We start from the raw sequence: 16,883 nt of genomic DNA, 5'->3' as shown, positions 1-16,883 counted from the left end.
TGCACTGCTCGAGTCTCCCCCGCTCTCTTGATCAACCGAATCGGAGGTCGTCATGCGGACCAGGGGATGTGCGGTAGCGGTATCGCGATGGATCGCCGACGAGCAGGGGGTGACGTCGATCGAATATGCGCTGATCGCGGCGGTATTCGCCACCATCGTGCTGGGAAGCGTGGTCGTACTGAAGGGTTCGCTTGAAGACATGTACAACGCGATCGCGTCGATCGTGACCGCGGCGGTCAATACCGCACTGGGTCAGTGATCCTGATCATTACATCCCGTCGAGGTTCGCCATGTTGCCTGCCGCGCTGCCTTACCCGGTCCCGTTGTGCGTGACGCTGCTCGTCGTCGTCGCGGCCAGCACGGACATCACGAGCCGACGCATCCCGAACCGGCTCGTCGCGCTCGGGCTGGCCGGTGCGCTGGTTGCCCAGTGCGCGCTGCACGGCATCCAGGCGGGTGCGCTCGCATGGCTTGCCGGCGCCGCGACCGGCTTCGGCCTGCTGCTGCCGTTCTATCTGTTGCGCGGGATGGCTGCAGGCGACGTGAAGCTGATGCTCGCGATCGGCGCGTGGGTCGGCGCCCAGATGACGTTCTACATCGTGCTGGCCGCCTTTCTGGCCGGCGGGATCGGCGCGATCGGTTTCGCGCTGCTGCGCGGACGCGTGCGCCAGATGTGGGCGAACGTCGTGGCGCTGATCGCGCGTCGCGCGTCCGGGGCGCGTGCAGGGGCAACCGACGGCCCCGTGGAGTTCGCGTCGGTCGGTGCGTTGCCGTATGGCGTGGCGATTGCCGCCGGCACGCTGGGCATGCTGTTCGTATCGTGCGCGTAGCGCGCCGAACCTGCAACGAGGATGGACCGAACATGAACACGAATCCCACCGAACCGAGACGCGACGCGCAGGTTGCACACCTGCCGCTTCCGTCGCCCATGCGGGAGGCGCACGCGAAGCCGGGCGCGCAACTGCCGGCGGCGCCGCGCTCGCTCGAGGAAACCGGACTGAGCCAGGCGTTCATCGCAGGGCTCGTGCTGAAGTCGACGCTGGTGCTCGGCCGCCCGTCCTACGGCGACCTGATCGAGCGTCACTGTCTCCCGCTCGCCGTGCTCGACGACATCTTCGCGTTCCTGGTGCGCGAGCATCTGGTCGAACTGACCCATCGCGGCAAGACGGACCTCGACGTGACGTTCCGCCTGACCGAGGCAGGCCGCCTGGCCGCGCTCGAAGAGCGCGCGCGCAGCAGCTACAGCGGCCCTGCGCCGGTGACGCTCGACGCGTATCTCGACTGCGTGTCCACCCATTCGGTGCGCAAGCTGCGCGTGGCCCAGAACGACGTGTGGGCCGTCTTCGACGGCGTCGTCATGGATACGGCGATCCTCGATTCGGCGGCCGCCGCGCTGAACTCCGGCCGTCCACTTCTGATCTACGGCCCGGCCGGCAGCGGCAAGACGTTCCTCGCGGAGCGGCTCGGCGCGCTGATGGGCGGCCACGTGCCGGTGCCGTACGCCATTTGCGCCGCCGGCGAAGTGATCCAGATCTACGACCCGCTCGTGCATGTCGATGCGGCAGCGCAAGCGGACGGCCAATCGGTCGATCGCCGCTGGCGCCTGTGCGAGCGGCCGGTCGTGATGTCCGGCGGCGAGCTGACGCTCGACGAGCTCGACCTGCGCCGCGATGACGCGGCGGGCTTCTACCAGGCGCCGCCGCACATGAAGGCGAACATGGGCATGTACATCGTCGACGATCTCGGCCGCCAGCGTGTCGAGCCGCGCGACCTGCTCAACCGCTGGCTGCGCCCGCTCGATCGCGGCGTCGATTTCCTGACGCTCGAGTCAGGCAACCGCTTCGTGCTGCCGTTCGACGTCTGGCCGGTGTTCTCGAGCAACCTGGCGCCGGAGCAGTTCGCCGACGACGCGTTCCTGCGCCGGCTCGGCTCCAAGCTTCACGTCGGCGCATTGTCGATCGACCACTACCGCGCGGTGTTCGACGCCGCATGTGCGTCGCTCGGCCTGGTATCGACGCAGGACGCATTCGACTATCTGCTGCACCGGCTGCACCTGCCGACCGGCAAGGCCTATCTCGCATGCTTCCCGATGGATCTGCTGCGCCTCGTCGCCGCCGGCGCGCGGTATCGCGGCGATCCGCTCGAAGTGACGCACGACGCGCTGCACGACGCATGGGCCAGCTATTTCGGCACGGCGCCCGAGCGCGACGGCGTGTATCTGCCGCCTGCCGACCACGGCGGTCGCACGCACGTAACCGGTTGAGCCGTTTCTTTCACGATTCGTTGAGGAGCATTGCCATGAAAAACAGTCGAGCGCTCATGATGCTGATCGTCGCGATGGTCGCGGGGCTTGCCGCGGTCGTGTTCGCGTCCCGCTGGTTGATGAATACCTCCAGCAGCTCGATCACGTCGGTCGCGGTGGCGACCACCGACCTGAACCTGGGCGAGCCGCTCGGGCCGAACCAGATCCATATGGTGAGCTGGCCGTCGGGCAGCGTGCCGACCGGCGCGTTCACCGACACGAAGGAACTCGAAGGGCGCGTCGTGCGCACGAGCCTCGCCCGCGGCGAGCCGGTGATCGAGTCGAAGCTCGCGCCGGTCGGCACGAAGGGCGGGCTGTCCGCGGTGATCGCCGACGGCAGCCGCGCGATTACCGTGCGGGTGAACGACGTGGTCGGCGTCGCGGGCTTCGCGCTGCCGGGCAACTACGTCGACGTGATCGTCAACACGCAGGAACAGCAAGGCAAGACCGACGGGCAGAGCATCTCCAAGATCGTGCTCGAGCACATCCTCGTGCTGGCCGTCGCGCAGCAGGTCAGCCGCGACGACACCGCACCGAAGGTCGTCAACGCGGTGACGCTCGAAGTCACGCCCGACCAGGCCGAGCGCCTCGACCTCGCGCGTAGCGTTGGCACGCTGTCGCTCGTGCTGCGCAACCAGGTCGACCAGAAGACGCTGACCACCGACGGCGCGACCAAGCTCACGCTGCTCGGCAAGGCACCGGTACCCGAAGCGCCCGCACCCGCGCCGGTGAAGACCGTGCGCGTGCGTGTCGCATCCCATGCGGCACCGGGAGCACGCCGCGATTGCGTCGGGGTGCTGACCGGGGTACACGGCAGCGTCGAATGTTTCTGAATTCGTAGAACACGTGCAAATAACCACATTAACCAGATCGGCCGCCGTCAGGGTACGGCGGCCTTGAAAGTCGACAACCGGCGCCTCGCCGGTCACTCGGGGGATCAGACGAAATGAAGATCAATCCGCAACATTCAGGTACCGGCCCGGTGCGCACGCGTATCGCACGGGGCGCGATGATGGCCGCGATCCTCTGTGCCGGAACGCTGACCGTATACAGCGCACTGGCCCAGGAAGCCGCCGAATCGGCCGCGCTGATGAAGGGCGGTGCAGCCGCGCCGGCGGCGGCCGCCAAGGGGCCGATGCAGATGACGATCAGCATGACGCCGACTCCGGCCGCCGCGCCCGCCGCGGCGCCGGGGCCGCTGCGCGGGCCGAACTGCGTGGGCGCGGTACGCGAGTCGACCAGCGTCAGCGTGCCGCTCGGCAAGTCGCTGCTGGTGCCGATGCCGGAGCCGGTCCGCAACCGGACCATCGGCAACCCGGCCGTCGCGCAGGCGACGATGGTGTCGCCGCAGACGCTGTACATCCTCGGGCTGTCGGTCGGCACGACCAACATGATCGTGCAGGGGCGCAGCGGTGCGTGCCGCGTGATCGACGTGGCGGTCGGCGCGGACGCCGGCGGCCTGCAGGCGTCGCTGATGCAGCTGATGCCGAACGAACACGACATTCACGTGTCGACCGCCGCCGGCACGATCGTGCTGGCAGGCAACGTATCGAACTCGCAGGCCGCGCAGCAGGCGGTGCAGATCGCCCGTGCGTACAGCGACAGCGCCGGCGACGGCGGCGGCAAGGGCGCCGGCGTGCTGAACATGCTGGCCGTCACGTCGCCGCAGCAGGTGATGCTCGAGGTGAAGGTCGCCGAAGTGTCGAAGACGCTGATCAACCAGATGGGCAGCGCGTTCAACATCCAGGGCGGCTTCGGCTCGTGGAGCGGCGCGCTCGTCAGCAACCTGCTCGCGGGCGTCGCAAGCGGCGCGGTGTTCAACAAGGCGAACAACAGGCCGTTCAGCATCGCGGCCGATGTGCAGAACACCGACAACCTCGTCAAGATCCTCGCGGAACCGAATCTCGTGACGATCAGCGGGCAGGAGGCGACGTTCCTCGCCGGCGGCAGGATCTTCATCCCGGTGCCGCAAAGCAGCGGCAATGGCACGTCGTCGATCACGCTGCAGGAAGAGGAATTCGGCGTCGCGCTGAAGTTCACGCCGACGGTGCTCGGGAACGGCCGGATCAGCCTGAAGGTCGCGCCGGAAGTGTCGGAACTGTCGCAGACGGGCGTGACGCTGAGCGCATCCAACATCGGCGGCACGTCGATCCTGCCGCTGATCACGACGCGGCGCGCGTCGACGACGGTCCAGATGGGCGACGGCGAGTCGTTCGCGATCGGCGGGCTGATCAAGGACAACGGGACCGGTGCGCTGAAGGCGATCCCGGGTGTCGGTGAAGTACCGGTGCTCGGCGCGCTGTTCCGCAGCACGTCGTTCCAGCAGGATCGCACCGAGCTGATCTTCGTGATCACGCCGCACCTGGTGAGGCCGCTGCAGACCGCCGACGTGCCGCTGCCGACCGACAGCTTCTCGAAGCCGAACGAGGCCGACGTGTATGCGACCGGCAACATGGAAGGCCGCAAGGGTGTCCGCCGGGCGGGCGCACAACCGGCGAGCGGCGCGATGGATGCACCGCAGACGCCGGCTCCCGCACCTGCTCCGGCGCCGCAATCGGCTGAGCCGGCCGCACCGGCCGCCGCACTGCCCGCACCGCGTGCGCCGCAGCCCGCCGATGCACCGGCGCCGGTGCCGGCGGAGCCGCAGAAGGCCGCGGCTGCCGACGCGGCTGGGACGGTGAGCGCCGAACCGGCGCCGGCCGCGCAGCCGCAAGAGCAACCGCAGTCGCAGCCGCAACAGCAGTCGCAGCCGCAGGCCGAAGCGGCCACCGCGGCTACCGCGGCGCGGATCGCGCGCATCGAAGCGGCTGCCGCGCGTCTCGCGGCCGCCGGCTCCGCCGCGCCGGCAAAACCCGCGCCGCGTTCGAAGCACGGCTTGCCGGCCGCCGCGCACGCGCAGATCGCGCGGGCGGGCACGGAACCCCAGTCCACCGATCGTTGAAGCCATTCAAGGGGAAGCTCATGAAATCCGCCTACCTCGTATTCGTGCGCCGCGCGGCGCTCGCCGTCCCGCTCGCGTTCGCGCTCGCCGGCTGCATGTCGTCGACGCCGGTGTGGGACACCCGCTTCGGCGACTCGGTCCGCGCCGTCACGCAAGCCCAGATCATCGATCCGCATGCCGCCGAACACGCGGCATCGAACCCGGGGGTCAACGGCAGCGCCGCCGCGTCCGCACTCGACAACTACGAAAAGTCGTTCAAGCAGCCCGAGCCGAAAGCCAATGCATTCGTGATCGGGATCGGCAAGTCGGCGCAGTAACACGCAGGCAAGCTCAGGGAGAACGCCATGTCCAGCGCAGCTCGTCATCCGAATCTCACGCGTCGCGGTATGCATCGCCAGCGAGGCGCCGTCGCGATCATCGTTGGTCTCGCACTGGCGGTGATGATCGGGTTCGTCGGTCTCGCGCTGGACCTCGGCAAGCTGTACGTCACGCGCAGCGAACTGCAGAACAGCGCCGACGCATGCGCGCTGTCCGCTGCGCGCGACCTTACATCGGCCATCAGCCTGCAGGTCTCGGAAGCGGACGGCATCGCAGCCGGCCACTCGAATTTCGCGTTCTTTCAGCAGAACGCGGTACAGATGCAGACGGATTCGAACGTCACGTTCAGCGATTCGCTGACCAATCCGTTCCTGACCAAGACGGCGGTTACCACGCCGGCGAACATCAAGTACGTGAAGTGCACCGCGCAGTTGAGCAACATCGCGCACTGGTTCATCGAGGTGCTCAACACGATTCCCGGCGTGCGGGTCGCGAACGCGGCCCAGGTCGCGGCGAGCGCGATCGCGACGGTCGGCGCCGGGCAGACGGCCTGCGCGATTCCGGTGTTCGTGTGCCGTGCGGCTGCCGCCGCGCCCTACAAGGTCGGCGACTGGATCTCGTCGCCGTCCGGCTCGTCGTCGACTTACGGGCCCGGCAACTTCGGCTGGGCCGCGCTCGACGGTTCGACGAACGAGCCGACCATCGCCAACGAACTGTCCGGCAACACCTGCAACATCACGTCGCCGCCCGACCTCGGGTCGACGGGCCTGAAGTCCGCGTCGCTGCGTGCCTGGAACACCCGCTTCGGGATCTACACGAACGGCGCCAACGGCTCGAGCGGCCAGCCGGACTTCACCGGCTACGCGTACGTCGGCCCCAACTACGGGCCGCCGGGAACCGCGGGCATCGTCGGCGACGCATACACGCAGTTCGTGCTGGACCGCGCGAGCTTCAAGTCCTACCAGGGCGACGGCGCACCGCCCACCGGCAGCGGCATCTCGACCAACGGGACGGCGACGGCGAGCAATTACCAGACGTTCGGCGGCGACCGCCGGCTCGCGCTCGCACCGGAAGGCGACTGCTCGACGTTGTCGGGCAGCAGCAGCAAGCTTCACGTCACGCAGTGGGACTGCGTGCTGATGCTCGATCCGCTGCCGTTCAGCCCGGGTAGCGGCGGCGTGACGGCACACCTCGAATACCTCGGCACGACGGCATCCGGCACGACGCCCTGCGCGACGCACGGCTTGCCGGGTACCGGAAGTTCGGCCGGCATCAAGGTGCCGATGCTCGTTCAATAGTGGAGACGTGATCATGAAAAGGCTCCCGATTCGCCGGTCACGCATGCGCGGTGTCGCCGCGGTCGAATTCGCGCTCGTGCTGATGCCGATGATCGTGCTCGCGACCGGCGTGGCCGAGTTCGGCCGCGCGATCTACCAGTACGAGACCCTCACCAAGGCGACGCGCAACGCGGCGCGCTACCTGTCGGTCTTTCTGCCGACCGACAGCGCGTATCCGCTCGCGGAGGCGCAGTGCCTGGTCGTGTACGGCAGCACCACGTGCGGCTCCGCCGGCACCGAGCTGGTGCCGGGGCTCACGACGTCGATGGTGATCGTCTGCGACGCCGCGCATTCGACCGATTGCGCCGATGCGTCCGACCCGCCGCAGTTCGCGAACCTGCCGACGTACGACTCGACCAACAACGCGGCAAGCGGCACGGCCACCGGCAGCATCAACGTCGTCGAGGTGAAGGTGAAGGGCTACCAGTACCAGCCGATTCCGGCCTACCCGGGGCTGTCCTCGATCACCTTCGGCAACATCGTCACCGTGATGAGGCAAGTGTCATGAACGCGCGCCCCTTTCCGCTGTTGCGCCGGCGCACTCAACGCGGCGCAACGATCGTCGAGTTCGCGCTGATCGCATCGATCCTGATCATGCTGCTGATCGGCGTGTTCGAATTCGGGCGCGTGCTGTTCTACTGGAACACCGCGACCGAGGCGATCCGGCTCGGCGCACGTACGGCGATCGTCTGCGACGTGAACGCCGCCGGCGTCGTGAAGCGTGTGAAGTCGCTGATGCCGATGCTGTCGAACGCGAACGTGTCGGTGAGCTACACGCCGTCGGGCTGCGACGTGAGCTCCTGCTCGTTCGTGACGGTCAGCATCACCAACGTGACGGTCAGGACGATGATTCCGATCGCGAACGTCTCGATCACGATGCCGTCGTTCACCACGACGCTGTCGCGGGAAAGCCTGAATTCGTCGACGGGCGGCACGGCCTGTCAATAATCGAACCGACGAGGCACAGTCATGATCAATATCCTCGTAGCTGCCGACGATACCGCCCGGCTCACGCAGATCGCGCGCCTGGTCACCGAGAGCGGACACTATCGCGTGACGCGCGCGCACGGACGGCCGTCCCAGATCGAGCATCGAACCGACGGTCTCGATTCGTTCGACATCCTGCTGATCGACGGCGCGACGACAGACGCGGCCGAGCTGTCGGCGCTCGAGCGGATCTGCCGGCTGCACCCGGGCCTGACCGGCATCCTGGTGACCGCGGATGCGGCGCCGCACGTGCTGCTGGACGCGATGCGCGCCGGCGCGCGCGACGTACTGCAGTGGCCGATCGACCCCGCGGCGCTCGCCCGCGCGCTCGAACGCGCGGCCGCGCAAAGCACGCGGCGCGACAGCGACGATACGCGCTTCGTGTCGTTCATGTCGTGCAAGGGCGGCGCGGGTACGAGCTTCGCCGCGAGCAACGTCGCGTACGAGATCGCCGAAGGCCACAAGCGCCGCGTGCTGCTGGTCGATCTGAACCAGCAGTTCGCGGATGCCGCGTTCCTCGTCAGCGACGAGACGCCGCCGTCGACGCTGCCGCAGCTGTGCGCGCAGATCGAACGGCTCGACGGCGCGTTTCTCGACGCGAGCGTCGCGCACGTGACGTCGACGTTTCACGTGCTCGCCGGCGCGGGCGACCCGGTGAAGGCCGCGGAGATGCGCGAGGACGCGCTCGAATGGATCCTCGGCGTCGCGGCGCCGCGTTACGACTTCGTGATCTTCGACATCGGCGTCAGCATCAATCCGCTGTCGATGATCGCACTGGATCGCAGCGACCAGATCCAGCTCGTGCTGCAGCCCACGATGCCGCACGTGCGCGCGGGCCGCCGGTTGCTGGAGATTCTCGTGTCGCTCGGCTACCCGACCGACCAGTTGCGGCTGGTGGTGAACCGGATGACGCGAGCGAGCGAGCGGTCTCGTGCCGCGCTCGAGGAAGTGCTCGGGCTGCACGCCAGCAGCACGATACCCGACGACGCCGACACCGTGCGCGAAGCGCTCGACCAGGGGCATCCGGCCTCGCGCGTCGCACGCGGCGCGGCGGTCACGCGTGCGTTGCAGGCCTGTGCGAAGCAGATCGTCGAAGGGGACGTGCGCACCAGGCACGGCACGTCCAGCAGCGAACCGTTGATGTCCCGGCTGTTCGGCCGCAAGGCCACGCCGAAGCTCAAGTCCATGTGAATCTTGCGGGGAAACCATCATGTCATTGCGCGAACAGATGTCCTTGTACCGGACGCAGCCGCAGGCTGCGGGCACCGAACCGGCAGGTGCGACGCATTCGTCGGTACGCAACGCCTACCAGAAGCTGCGCCGCGAAATTCACCTGGCGGTGCTCGAACGCGTCGAGCTGGAGCGTCTGTCGCGCCTGCCGCAGGAACAGGTCCGGCAGGAAATCTCGGCGCTGATCTCGCGCATCCTCGACGAGGAGCGCCTGCTCGCGAACGACATCGAGCGGCGCCAGCTCGCGATCGACGTGTACGACGAGATGTTCGGTTTCGGCCCGCTCGAGGCGCTGCTGCGCGACCCCGGCATCTCCGACATCCTCGTGAACACGTACCGGCAGGTCTACGTCGAGCGTGCCGGCCAGCTCGAGCTGACCGACGTGACGTTCTACGACGACGCGCACCTGATGAAGGTGATCGAGAAGATCGTGTCGCGGGTCGGGCGCCGCATCGACGAATCGACTCCGATGGTCGATGCGCGTCTGCCGGACGGCTCGCGCGTGAACGCGATCATTCCGCCGTCGGCGATCGACGGGCCGCTGATGTCGATCCGGCGCTTCGCGGTCAACCCGCTGAAGATGGACGACCTCGTGAGTTACCAGAGCCTCACGCCGCCGATGGCGGAACTGCTCGATGCGCTGGCCCAGGCGAAAGTGAACGTGCTCGTGTCGGGCGGCACCGGCAGCGGCAAGACGACGCTGCTCAACATCCTGTCTGGCTTCATTCCGCGTTCGGAACGGATCGTGACGATCGAGGATGCGGCCGAGCTGCAACTGCAGCAGCCGCATGTGCTGCGGCTCGAAACGCGGCCGCCGAACATCGAGGGCAAGGGCGAGATCACGCAACGCACGCTCGTGCGCAATGCGCTGCGGATGCGGCCGGACCGGATCATCCTCGGCGAAGTGCGCGGCGCGGAAGCGCTCGACATGCTCAATGCGATGAACACCGGCCACGAAGGCTCGCTCGCGACGATCCACGCCAACACGCCGCGCGATGCGCTCACGCGGCTCGAGAACATGATTAGCGTCGGCGGCCTGACGCTGCCGCCGAAGACGATGCGCCAGCAGATCGCGTCGGCGATCTCGGTGGTGGTTCAGGCCACCCGGCTCACCGACGGCAAGCGCAAGATCGTCAGCATCCAGGAGCTGACCGGGATGGAGGGCGACATCATCAACATGCAGGAGATCTTCACGTTCAAGCGCACCGGCATGGATCGCGACGGCACGGTGCGCGGACACTTCTGCGCGACCGGCGTGCGGCCGAAGTTCGCCGAGCGGCTGCAGGCGTTCGGCATCAACCTGCCGGATTCGCTGTACGACCCGGCGCAGCGTTACGAGACGAAGTGACGACGCGCGGTCGTCTGATTCCGGGGAGGCCTCATGGACTCGATCTTTTACGGTTTTGTGATTCTCACCTTCGTCGCGGTCGTGCTCGCGATCGAGGGCGTCTATCAATGGTGGAACACGCGCCACGGTGCCGCGGCGCGCCGGATCGAATCGCGCCTGCGCGCGATGTCGGCCGGCGGCAGCGTGCAGCAGGAGCGGCTGTCGATTCTCAAGAAGCGGATGCTCGACGAGTCGAAGCCGTTCGACCGGCTGTTGTTGCGCATGCCGCGCGTGCAGTCGCTGGACCTCCTGCTGCAGCAGTCCGGGCTCGACTGGACGGTCGCGAAACTGGTCACGCTCTGCGCCGCATTCCCGGTGGCGACGATGCTGGCCCTGACCCTGACCGTGTTGCCGCTGATCGTCGTGGTGCCGATTGCGCTGCTGACCGTATGCATCCCGGTAATGTACGTGATGCGGCATCGCAACCGGCGGATGCTCAAGCTCGAGCGCCAGCTGCCGGATGTCTGCGACATGATCGCGCGCGCGCTACGCTCCGGCCACTCGTTTACGAGCGCGCTCGGGATGGTCGGCGAGGAGTTTCCCGATCCGATGGGCAGTGAATTCAGGATCACGTTCGACGAGATCAATTACGGCGTATCGCTGCACGATGCGCTGGTGAACCTCGCCACGCGCGTGCCGGCCCATGACCTGCGCTACTTCGTGATCGCGGTGCTGATCCAGCGCGAGACCGGTGGCAACCTGGCCGAACTGCTCGACAGCATCGCGTCGCTGGTGCGCGAACGCTTCAAGCTGTTCGACAAGGTCCGCGTGCTGTCCGCGGAAGGGCGGTTGTCGGCCTGGATCCTCGGCCTGCTGCCGTTCGGTACCGCGGGCATGATGGCGGTGTTGAACCGTGAGTTCCTGTCGGTGCTCTGGGAGGATCCGGCCGGCATCAAGATGGTTGGCGTGATGCTCGGGTCGATGGTATTCGGCCTGCTGTGGATTCGCCGCATCATCCGCATTCGCGTCTGACGCGTGTCCCGGGCTTCACGAACCGAATCGAGGCTGTCATGCAAAACCTGAGCGTAGTACATACCGTGATGCTGGCCGGCTTGTTCCTTTTCGTCGCCGGCGGCGTGCTGGTCGCGATGCTGCTGTTCGCGCCGCGCAACATGGAGCGCCGGATCCAGCAGGCGAGCGGAGCGAGCGTGGGCATCGGCACCGGTGCGAACGACGGCGGCGGGCAAACATCGCACTGGGTCGCGAAACTCGTCGAACTGTCGAAACCGATTTCCCGGCTGTCGCTGCCGCAGGAGGGCTGGGAGAACTCGCCGCTGCGGATCCGGCTGATGAATGCCGGCTGGCGCGATGCGAACGCGGGCGCGCTTTACTTCGCGGCGAAGACGGTACTCGCGCTGGCGCTGCCGGGCGCTGCGCTGCTGGCGCTCGCCACGACCCGCCTCGCGGGTCAACGCATGCTGCTGTCGTTCCTCCTCGTGGCGCTCGCCGGGATCGGCTACTACGTGCCGAACGTGATCCTCCGGCGCCGGATCGCGAAGCGTCAGCAGGTGATCTTCGAGGACTTCCCGGATGCGCTCGACTTGCTGACCGTATGCGTCGAAGCAGGGCTCGGGCTCGATGCGGCGCTGATGAGGGTGAGCGAGGAGCTGCGCTTTCGCAGCGAAGTGGTCGCGGGCGAACTCGACTTGCTGCTGCTCGAGATGCGTTCCGGGTTCACGAAGGATACCGCGCTGCGCAACCTGGCGCTGCGGACCGGCGTCGAGGACATCGAATCGTTCTGCGCGATGCTGATCCAGGCCGATCGCTTCGGCACGAGCATCGCGGAATCGCTGCGCGTGCTCTCGGACATGCTGCGCACGCGGCGGCGGATGCGCGCCGAGGAGCGGGCCGCGAAGATCGCGCTGAAGCTGCTGTTTCCGCTTATCTTCTTCATCTTCCCGGCGCTGATGTGCGTGTTGCTCGGGCCGGCGATGATTCACGTGTATCGCGTGCTGCTGCCGACCTTCACCAGCATCGGGCAGTAAGCGGCGGCGGGGGCCGCGCGAACCGGATGTGCGTGCCGGCCCGGCATCGCCGGCCGGCACGGTCACCGTCTTCATGGGAGGCTCCTTCTCCCCCCGGGCGGCGCCGCGAGACAGGTCGATCATAGCGGCGTCAACGCAACCCGGACCCATGGTCGGCCATGGACGCAGCCGTAGTCCACTGCCCGCGCGGGTGGCCCCCTACGGCTTCCCCTCAAGGCCGCCCCTCGCTCGGCACATCGGCCGCCTTGCTGAGCTCGCCCATGATGATCCGTGCGATCTCGTTGGCCGGTGCGCGTCCGTCCGGGCCGGACGCCGTGTTCGCCCACGTGACGATCGTCGTCTTCGTTGCCGGATCGTAGCCCGCGAACGTATTGAAACCCGGTATTTCCCCGGTGTGCCCGTAGAACGTGCCGAACTTCGCGAGCCCCATGCAGTAGCTCGCCGACGCCGGATTCGACGGATCGATCGGCGTGCAGCTCGCGAGGCGTTGCGCCTGCAGGTCCGCATTCAGGTAGCCGCCGCCGACCATCCGCTGCACGTACGCACCCAGTTCGGCCGCGGTAGAGATGCCGGAGCCGGCCGTCCATGCCCACGACGTATTGACCGTCGTCACGTCGGCCGGCTGCAGCGTGCCGTTCTTCGCGGCGGCCTGGCGCGTGGGAGACAGCGCGTCGCCGTCGATCGTCTCCACGTTGGTGCCCCATTGATAACCGCGCGGCGCCGGCGCGGGGAGCGCCGTGTTGTCTTGCGGCGGCAGCGATGTCTCGGTCAGCCCGAGCGGCGCGAACAGCCGCGTCCGGATCGCATCGGCGGCGCTCATGCCGGTGCGCTGCTCGATGATCAGGCCGAGCAGCACCGTATTCGTGTTCGAGTAGCGAAAATCCGCGCCCGGCGCGAAATAGACGGGCTGGTTCTCCGCGATACCCAGCAGTTCGTCGACGGTCCACACCTTGTCCGGCTGCATGTCGAGCGACTGGTTGAACGCAAGGCTGGTCGAGTAGTTGTAGAGACCGCTGCGCATCGTCAGCAACTGCTCGATCGTGATCGTGTCGCCGTTCGGCACGTTCGCGACGTACTGGCTGACATGATCGGTCAGGCGCAGCCTGCCTTCCTGCACGAGTTGCAGGATCACGGTGCCCGTCCACGTCTTCGTCACGCTGCCGATGCGAAAGTGCGCGTTCGTCGGGATCGGCGAGTTCGTGCCGCGCACGGCCGTGCCGAACGACGCGAGCCAGTTGCCTTGCGGCGACTGCACGTAGACGACCGCGCCGGGCGTCATCGTGCTCGCGAGCAGCGCATTGATCTGCGGGCGCGCCTGGGTGGCGTAGGCAGGCTCGTCGCTGTTCAGCGAGCTGTCGCCGCCGCAGGCGGAAACGGCGATGCCGACGGCCAGCGCCGGTGCAACCGTCGCCAGGTGATGCACCAGCCGCTGCGCGGCGCGCGGGAAAAGCCGGGGAGGAGCAGAGGTCGCCATCGCGTGTTCCCTTCCTTGTTGTGTTTAAGTGGTCTCCTTGCACCCCCGAAACTATAGGACACGCAACCGGGCTCCGAAGGTGCGCGATGCATTCGTCATACGATATCGGCCGGCAAGGCCGGCCTGGTTTGCGCGTCACTGAAAATGATGCACGTACCGCAATACCATCCGCGAACCTTGCGGCCGGTTGCGCGCAAGGACCTCGAAGTACGCGTTGAACAGCAGGTGATCCTGCGGCGAAAAACTGACCATCGCGCCGGGCCCGATCGCGAGCACGGCTTCCCGTGTACCGGACACGTCCTGCCCGTTCACTTTCATGTCGGTGGTCTGGCGCAGCCAGTAGCCGTTGAGCCCCAACCGCAGCCCGGGCCGCACTTCGTACTCGGTCGCGAAGTTCGCATGAACGGCCTGGCCGGCCTGCGTCGACGTCACGTCGGGTCCGAGCGCGGTCGCCGGCTCGTGATTGGTCGCATTCCACAAATAGTGCAGGCGCCACGACACGGTCCACTTCGGCGTGACCCAGAACGTCGCGGCCCAGTACGGATCGAACGACCAGAAATGGCTGCCCGGATTGATCGCCCGCGCCGGGTCGTATGCGCCCGTCGGCGCGATGAACTGGAATTCCACCCGCTGCGCGAAGCGCGGCCCCTGCGGGCCCATCACCGGATCGAACTGGATGAACGGGCCGATCAGCAGATCGCCGAACCCGGCCCGCGAATTCAGCGCGACGTTGCCGATTCCGTCGTTCGTGTGCACGGACGCCACCCACGGCAGGATCACGTCGAGCCCCGGATGCATGCCGCCGAACGCCAGCGGCGACTGGTAGACGAGCTGGCTCAGCCCTGCGAACAGGTCGATGTCCTGCTTCGGCAGCCCGACCTTGTTGCCGGCATTGTCGTTGACGCGTCCGGCCGTGTAGTACTCGAGATACTGCGTGCCGTACCAGCCGGCACCGGCCGGCGGCATCCCGTCGAGGAAGCTGGTCATCCCCAGGTTGACCGATGGCAGGTCGGTCGCATGCGCCGGCACGTGCCCGGTCAGGCCGAAGCACACGAGGCCTGCGATCGCAAGCAGGCGAGAGCCGCAATTCATCATCACCACCTCCTGAATATTTGTTTGTATAACTAATCAAGCGGCACGAGAAAGATCGGGGTGTGCCGAGATCGCGCGATACTGGCCCGCATGGAACACGAGCGGTGCATGGCCGAACGCATCGAATGCCTCGATCTGGCCGATGAACAGCAGGTGGTCGCCGCCTTCGTAATGGCCGACATGGCGGCACACGAAACGCGCGCTTGCGCCGTCGAGACAGGGCACGCCGCCCGCATCGGCATCCACGTGCGGCACGCCGTCGAACTTGTCGGCGCTCGGCGTCGCGAAACGGCGCGACAGTTCGATCTGGTCGTGCGCGAGGATATTGATCGCGAAGTGCGTGGCCGCGACGAAATCCGGACGGCTCGGCGCGACCTTGCGCAGGCTCCACAGCACGAGCGGCGGATCGAGCGACAGCGACGAGAACGAATTGGCGGTGAGGCCGACCTTGCGCCCGTCCGGCGCGCGCGTGGTGATCACGGTGACGCCGGTCGGAAACTGCCCGAATGCGGCGCGCAATTGCTGCGGGTCGAGGCCCGGATTGCCGGAAGCGGTGGCGTTCATGTCGCTTACTCCGAACGTGCGGCGTGTTCGCGGATCAGCGCGGCGCAGGCCGCCGGCTCGAACCACCACGGCGCGAACCGGCGCGGATCGTCGAAGCCGTCGACGATCGTCGCGGCGAGCGACGGCAGCTGGCCGGCGGCGCCGAGCAGCTCGAGGATGTGCGGCGGCGGCGGCGTGAGCAGCGAGTTGGTCCAGCGCACGACGTGCTGTGCGTAGGCCCAGTAGCGTTCGAACGTGTCGTGCATCCAGGCTTCGTCGAACGGCTCGGCTTCGCGTGCGAGGATCGCGTCGCCGTACACCTTCGCGCATTTCGCCGCATTGTTCGAACCCTGGCCGGTGATCGGATCGTTGACGACCACCGCATCGGCCATGCCGAACACGGTGCGGCCCGACGGCAGGCGGAAGAACGGCTTGCGCACGGTCGGCGTGAAGCGCCCGGACAGCGTGCCGTTCGGATCGGTCAGCGCAACGTCGCGGCAGCGCTCGAATTCCCACGGCACGTACTGCTGCAGGAACGACAGGCTGCGGTCGAGATGCTGCTCGGGCGTCTTCACGTCGGCCCAGCAGTCGAGCGGGCCGCCGGGGATCCCTTCGAACACCATGATTTCGCACGGGCCCGTCGTGGTCAGCGCCGGAAACACGAAGTATTCGCCGATCCCGGGCAGCAGGTTGAAGCGCACGCGCGAATACGGCTCGCTAGGCGTCATGCCCGTCACGTAGGTGAGGGCCAGCGCGCGTTGCGGGCGCTCGAACGCGCTGCGTGCGTCGTCGCGGCCGAGCAGGTTCACGATTTCGCCCTTGCCGGCCGCGAGCAGCACGAGATCGTGGCTGCGTGCGAGCGCCTCGAGCTCCGGCACGCCGACGTCGCAGATGCGCACGTCGGCACCGCGGCGCCGGATCGCGTCGAGCCAGTCGGCCATCTTCACGCGCTGGTCGACCGATTGCGCGTAGCGGGTCAGCCGCGACGACCAGTCGATCGCCTTGCGACCGTTGCCTTGCGGATGCGGCACCGCGATGCCGATGCCGTCGATGGACGGGCACGCTTCTTCCCAGGCGTTCAGGCCGAGATCGCGTTCGATCTGCAGTGCGGTATGGAACATGCACTGGCTCGACATGACCTTGCCGGCGCGAATCTGTTGCGCGTCGCGATTGGTCGCGAGCGTGACGTGATAGCCGTGGTCGAGCAGCGTGAAGGCGAGTTGCAGGCCGGACTGGCCGGCGCCGACGATAGCGATGCGTTTCATGATGCAATCCTTTGCATGACGA

The 16,883-nt window shown here is 67.3% G+C and carries 17 protein-coding genes; 13 read left to right on the top strand and 4 right to left on the bottom strand.

Going from position 1 to position 16,883, the window contains the following annotated elements:
• Positions 1-52 precede the first annotated feature (52 nt).
• The 13 genes from DIE02_RS17065 to DIE02_RS17005 all read left to right on the top strand — a co-directional run bounded on the left by DIE02_RS17065 (position 53) and on the right by DIE02_RS17005 (position 12,487).
• Positions 53-259 carry a Flp family type IVb pilin gene (locus DIE02_RS17065; protein ID WP_044844309.1) on the top strand — a complete coding sequence of 69 codons (207 nt, stop codon included), beginning with the start codon at positions 53-55 and terminating at the stop codon, positions 257-259.
• A gap of 31 nt (positions 260-290) precedes the next feature.
• Positions 291-830, top strand: a complete 540-nt coding sequence (locus DIE02_RS17060) for a prepilin peptidase (protein ID WP_044844308.1) — start codon at positions 291-293, stop codon at positions 828-830.
• Positions 831-862: 32 nt separating this feature from the next.
• Entirely contained in the window at positions 863-2,263 is a 1,401-nt protein-coding gene (locus DIE02_RS17055) for an ATP-binding protein (RefSeq protein WP_124487331.1), read from the top strand.
• 35 nt (positions 2,264-2,298) lie between these two features.
• Positions 2,299-3,135: a Flp pilus assembly protein CpaB gene (gene cpaB / locus DIE02_RS17050; protein WP_044844306.1), complete on the top strand. Its 837-nt coding sequence runs from the start codon at positions 2,299-2,301 to the stop codon at positions 3,133-3,135.
• Between the two features lie 113 nt (positions 3,136-3,248).
• Positions 3,249-5,243 carry a type II and III secretion system protein family protein gene (locus DIE02_RS17045; RefSeq protein ID WP_124487330.1) on the top strand — a complete coding sequence of 665 codons (1,995 nt, stop codon included), beginning with the start codon at positions 3,249-3,251 and terminating at the stop codon, positions 5,241-5,243.
• Between the two features lie 20 nt (positions 5,244-5,263).
• On the top strand, positions 5,264-5,560 hold the full coding sequence (locus tag DIE02_RS17040; protein ID WP_044844304.1) for a hypothetical protein: 297 nt from the start codon (positions 5,264-5,266) through the stop codon (positions 5,558-5,560).
• Between the two features lie 27 nt (positions 5,561-5,587).
• Positions 5,588-6,859, top strand: a complete 1,272-nt coding sequence (locus DIE02_RS17035; protein WP_124522735.1) for a pilus assembly protein TadG-related protein — start codon at positions 5,588-5,590, stop codon at positions 6,857-6,859.
• 13 nt (positions 6,860-6,872) lie between these two features.
• Positions 6,873-7,406: a TadE/TadG family type IV pilus assembly protein gene (locus tag DIE02_RS17030; RefSeq protein WP_124487327.1), complete on the top strand. Its 534-nt coding sequence runs from the start codon at positions 6,873-6,875 to the stop codon at positions 7,404-7,406.
• The gene (locus tag DIE02_RS17025; protein WP_124487326.1) at positions 7,403-7,846 is read left to right on the top strand and encodes a TadE/TadG family type IV pilus assembly protein; all 444 of its coding nucleotides are present in this window, start codon (positions 7,403-7,405) and stop codon (positions 7,844-7,846) included. Before DIE02_RS17030 ends, DIE02_RS17025 begins: the two co-directional genes overlap by 4 nt.
• Before the next feature lie 21 nt (positions 7,847-7,867).
• Positions 7,868-9,076 (top strand): AAA family ATPase, encoded by a 1,209-nt coding sequence (locus DIE02_RS17020; protein WP_124487325.1) that lies wholly within the window; start codon positions 7,868-7,870, stop codon positions 9,074-9,076.
• Positions 9,077-9,095: 19 nt separating this feature from the next.
• Positions 9,096-10,463 (top strand): CpaF family protein, encoded by a 1,368-nt coding sequence (locus DIE02_RS17015; protein ID WP_124487324.1) that lies wholly within the window; start codon positions 9,096-9,098, stop codon positions 10,461-10,463.
• A gap of 33 nt (positions 10,464-10,496) precedes the next feature.
• Positions 10,497-11,474: a type II secretion system F family protein gene (locus DIE02_RS17010; RefSeq protein WP_124522733.1), complete on the top strand. Its 978-nt coding sequence runs from the start codon at positions 10,497-10,499 to the stop codon at positions 11,472-11,474.
• Between the two features lie 38 nt (positions 11,475-11,512).
• A complete protein-coding gene (locus DIE02_RS17005) occupies positions 11,513-12,487 on the top strand; it encodes a type II secretion system F family protein (protein WP_124487322.1) in 975 nt (324 codons plus the stop codon).
• Between the two features lie 211 nt (positions 12,488-12,698).
• Here DIE02_RS17005 and DIE02_RS17000 read toward each other — a convergent pair whose 3' ends face one another.
• The 4 genes from DIE02_RS17000 to DIE02_RS16985 all read right to left on the bottom strand — a co-directional run bounded on the left by DIE02_RS17000 (position 12,699) and on the right by DIE02_RS16985 (position 16,861).
• Entirely contained in the window at positions 12,699-13,961 is a 1,263-nt protein-coding gene (locus DIE02_RS17000; protein ID WP_124529559.1) for a serine hydrolase, read from the bottom strand.
• A gap of 135 nt (positions 13,962-14,096) precedes the next feature.
• A complete protein-coding gene (locus tag DIE02_RS16995; RefSeq protein WP_124529557.1) occupies positions 14,097-15,056 on the bottom strand; it encodes a transporter in 960 nt (319 codons plus the stop codon).
• Positions 15,057-15,089: 33 nt separating this feature from the next.
• Complete coding sequence (locus tag DIE02_RS16990) at positions 15,090-15,617, bottom strand: flavin reductase family protein (RefSeq protein ID WP_124487309.1); 528 nt, start codon at positions 15,615-15,617, stop codon at positions 15,090-15,092.
• 5 nt (positions 15,618-15,622) lie between these two features.
• The gene (locus DIE02_RS16985; protein ID WP_124522727.1) at positions 15,623-16,861 is read right to left on the bottom strand and encodes a styrene monooxygenase/indole monooxygenase family protein; all 1,239 of its coding nucleotides are present in this window, start codon (positions 16,859-16,861) and stop codon (positions 15,623-15,625) included.
• Between the last annotated feature and the right edge of the window lie 22 nt (positions 16,862-16,883).

The sequence above is a fragment of the Burkholderia sp. Bp8991 genome (genome assembly GCF_003853795.1).
Lineage (GTDB): Bacteria > Pseudomonadota > Gammaproteobacteria > Burkholderiales > Burkholderiaceae > Burkholderia.
Note: the sequence above shows the minus strand (reverse complement) of the source record. Positions and strands in the feature narration are given on the sequence as shown.

Coding starts and splice junctions, on each gene's coding strand:
- DIE02_RS17065 (WP_044844309.1), top strand. CDS start 53: ATGCGGACCAGGGGATGTGCGGTAGCGGTATCGCGATGGATCGCCGAC.
- DIE02_RS17060 (WP_044844308.1), top strand. CDS start 291: ATGTTGCCTGCCGCGCTGCCTTACCCGGTCCCGTTGTGCGTGACGCTG.
- DIE02_RS17055 (WP_124487331.1), top strand. CDS start 863: ATGAACACGAATCCCACCGAACCGAGACGCGACGCGCAGGTTGCACAC.
- cpaB (WP_044844306.1), top strand. CDS start 2,299: ATGAAAAACAGTCGAGCGCTCATGATGCTGATCGTCGCGATGGTCGCG.
- DIE02_RS17045 (WP_124487330.1), top strand. CDS start 3,249: ATGAAGATCAATCCGCAACATTCAGGTACCGGCCCGGTGCGCACGCGT.
- DIE02_RS17040 (WP_044844304.1), top strand. CDS start 5,264: ATGAAATCCGCCTACCTCGTATTCGTGCGCCGCGCGGCGCTCGCCGTC.
- DIE02_RS17035 (WP_124522735.1), top strand. CDS start 5,588: ATGTCCAGCGCAGCTCGTCATCCGAATCTCACGCGTCGCGGTATGCAT.
- DIE02_RS17030 (WP_124487327.1), top strand. CDS start 6,873: ATGAAAAGGCTCCCGATTCGCCGGTCACGCATGCGCGGTGTCGCCGCG.
- DIE02_RS17025 (WP_124487326.1), top strand. CDS start 7,403: ATGAACGCGCGCCCCTTTCCGCTGTTGCGCCGGCGCACTCAACGCGGC.
- DIE02_RS17020 (WP_124487325.1), top strand. CDS start 7,868: ATGATCAATATCCTCGTAGCTGCCGACGATACCGCCCGGCTCACGCAG.
- DIE02_RS17015 (WP_124487324.1), top strand. CDS start 9,096: ATGTCATTGCGCGAACAGATGTCCTTGTACCGGACGCAGCCGCAGGCT.
- DIE02_RS17010 (WP_124522733.1), top strand. CDS start 10,497: ATGGACTCGATCTTTTACGGTTTTGTGATTCTCACCTTCGTCGCGGTC.
- DIE02_RS17005 (WP_124487322.1), top strand. CDS start 11,513: ATGCAAAACCTGAGCGTAGTACATACCGTGATGCTGGCCGGCTTGTTC.
- DIE02_RS17000 (WP_124529559.1), bottom strand. CDS start 13,961: ATGGCGACCTCTGCTCCTCCCCGGCTTTTCCCGCGCGCCGCGCAGCGG.
- DIE02_RS16995 (WP_124529557.1), bottom strand. CDS start 15,056: ATGATGAATTGCGGCTCTCGCCTGCTTGCGATCGCAGGCCTCGTGTGC.
- DIE02_RS16990 (WP_124487309.1), bottom strand. CDS start 15,617: ATGAACGCCACCGCTTCCGGCAATCCGGGCCTCGACCCGCAGCAATTG.
- DIE02_RS16985 (WP_124522727.1), bottom strand. CDS start 16,861: ATGAAACGCATCGCTATCGTCGGCGCCGGCCAGTCCGGCCTGCAACTC.